The organism is Burkholderia sp. E168m23, assembly GCF_016586125.1.
In the GTDB taxonomy this organism is placed as follows: Bacteria; Pseudomonadota; Gammaproteobacteria; order Burkholderiales; family Burkholderiaceae; genus Burkholderia; species Burkholderia orbicola.
This window is the reverse complement of the sequence record NZ_BCPP01001073.1, coordinates 1-2,241: the sequence shown is the minus strand read 5'-3', so window position 1 is coordinate 2,241 and position 2,241 is coordinate 1. Positions and strand designations below refer to the sequence as shown.

The following is a 2,241-nucleotide window of genomic DNA, read 5'->3' as shown; positions in this document are numbered from 1 at the left end:
AGCGAAAATCTCGATGCCTTCGCGCGCTAGCGGCGCAAGCACTTGTGCGATGGCTTGGCGAACGCGGACGTCACTCAGCAGCGTGAGGACGGGCAGGTCGATTTCCAGTTCGTCGCCGTCGACGTCCAGCACCGCGGTGTTGTTCTGCATCCGCACGTGCGTGATCTCGCGCCCACGCAGCCATTTGAGGACGGCGAAAAGCCCCTTCCTTGCCCTGGGCGCGGCGATGCCGAGCGCGGTCAGGATCGTCACCGCATTGGCGAGCGCCGTGCCTTCGTTGCCGCTCAGCATGTCGCGCATGCGGCCGAGCAGCGAGGTCGCGAGCGTGAAGTCGATGCCGAAGCTGCCCGTCTTGAAGCTGCCGCGCACGTTGACCTGCGGCCGGACCTGAGCGCCGCACAGTGCGCGCGTCGACGCGTCGAGCAAATCGCCGAAGGCCAGCAGCGCGGGCGCGAGTTCGCGTACGTCCATCTCGGACGAATCGAGCGTGGGCCCGTCGTACGTGATGCGAAATCGGCTCATCGCGTCGAAGGGGCCGATATCGGCCGGGCCGGTACTGTTTTCATCGTGTGCGGTCATGTCGAGTGCTGGCAAGAGAGCTGGACGATACCCGAAACGAACGCTTTCGGATGCCTTTCATCGTAGGGCCGAATGACCGGCCGCAGGCGATTTTGGCCATCAGGACAAGACGACTTGCAGACATGTCCCGATAGCGCCCGGCAAGCAGCGAACTTTTCCGATACTTTCCCGGTCACAACCGCCAGCTTGCGGGGGCGCGCCGGTACCCCGAACGTGCTGCCGCCTTCCGGTATTCCGTCGTTCCACCCGCCCGCCTATCATGCGCACATCGCTCGCACGCACGGCGCAATACACAGGGATTCTCGATGGACACCAAACGATCGCGGCCGGGGCTCGTCGCCGCGCTGCTCTGGGCGGCGCTGTATCTCGCGACCGGCTACATCTCGCACGAATTCAACGGCCCCGTCCGGCTGACGGGCTACATCTGGCTGCCGGCCGGTGTGACGGTCGGCGCATTCATGCTGCGACCGATGCGCGAATGGCTGACGCTGGCCGGCGCATTCCTGGCCGGGCAGCTCGCGCTGTCCGCGATCGAGCACGGCAGCTTCGTCAACGCGGTGCTGTTCACGGTGGACGAGGTCGGCGCGGCCGCACTCGCGGTCTGGCTCGTGCAGCGCGTGCGCTTCTCGCTCGAAGGGCTGTATTTCCTGCGCTCGGTGATTCTGGCCGGCTTGATCGCGGGCGTCGTCGGCGCGATCGGCGGCGCGGCGTGGTACACGACGCTCAAGGGTGCGCCGTTCTTCGACGTGTGGTCGGTGTGGGCCGCGTCCGATTTCGTTGGCGTGCTGCTGGTCACGCCGGTGCTCGCGTCGTGGTCGCGCTTTCGCGCGCACCGCTCGGGCGACCACGAGCGCTTCGACCTGGTGCTCGGCATCGTCGCGTTCGCGTTGCTCGCGGTCGTCGCGCTCGTGATCTTCGATGGCGATACGGCGCGGAAATTCGGCACGGGCGCCGGCTTCGCGCTCACCTATGTGCCGCTGTTCCTGACGGTCGCGGTGACGCTGCTGCTCGGCGGCCGTGCGGGCTCGTCGTCGGTGCTGGTGCTCGCGCTGATCGTGATCGAGCAGACCGCGCAGGGCGACGGCCCGTTCGCGTCGCTCCACGAGCATTACGGCAGTGCGCTGCTCGAAGCGCAGCTCTATCTGGCGGTCGCGTCGCTGCTGGTGCTGACGGTGAGCACGCTGAAGACGACGCGCGAGCGCGTGCACGAGCATGCGGCGGTGCTGCAGAACAACATGGAGCTCGCGCTCGCGAGCGCCGGCCAGATCGCGTACGTGCTCGATCCCGAGTCGGGCCGGATCGAATGGAGCGGCGACGTCGAGCGCGTGTTCGGCGTCGGCGTCGACGCCGCGCAGATCGCGAGCGTGCCGCTCGTGCTCGAACGCGTGCAGGCGGGCGACCGCGACGCGTTGCGCGACTACTGGAATGCGGAGATCGCGGGCGAGGACCGCGCGTCGCTGTCGCTGCGCATCGTGCTGCGCGACGGCGGCACGCGGACGATCACCGACCACGGCGCGCCGTTGCTCGATTCGAACGTCGACGTGACGGTGGTGGCGGGCGTGTGGCAGATCGAACGCGTGTGGCCGGCGGACGAATGAGCGGGCACGCGTCATGACGGGCCGCACGGCCGTGCTGCTGATCCACGGGCTCGGCGGCACGCAA

General features: G+C 67.8%; 1 protein-coding gene and 1 pseudogene. One reads left to right on the top strand and one right to left on the bottom strand.

Annotated features, from left to right (window positions below; translation table 11 throughout):
- A pseudogene (locus JMF90_RS34160) lies at positions 1–579 on the bottom strand (hypothetical protein); the annotation flags it as partial.
- Positions 580–884: 305 nt separating this feature from the next.
- On the opposite strand from JMF90_RS34160, the gene JMF90_RS34155 reads away from it, so the two are divergent.
- Positions 885–2,177, top strand: a complete 1,293-nt coding sequence (locus JMF90_RS34155) for an MASE1 domain-containing protein (protein ID WP_011548672.1) — start codon at positions 885–887, stop codon at positions 2,175–2,177.
- The last annotated feature ends 64 nt before the right edge of the window (positions 2,178–2,241 follow it).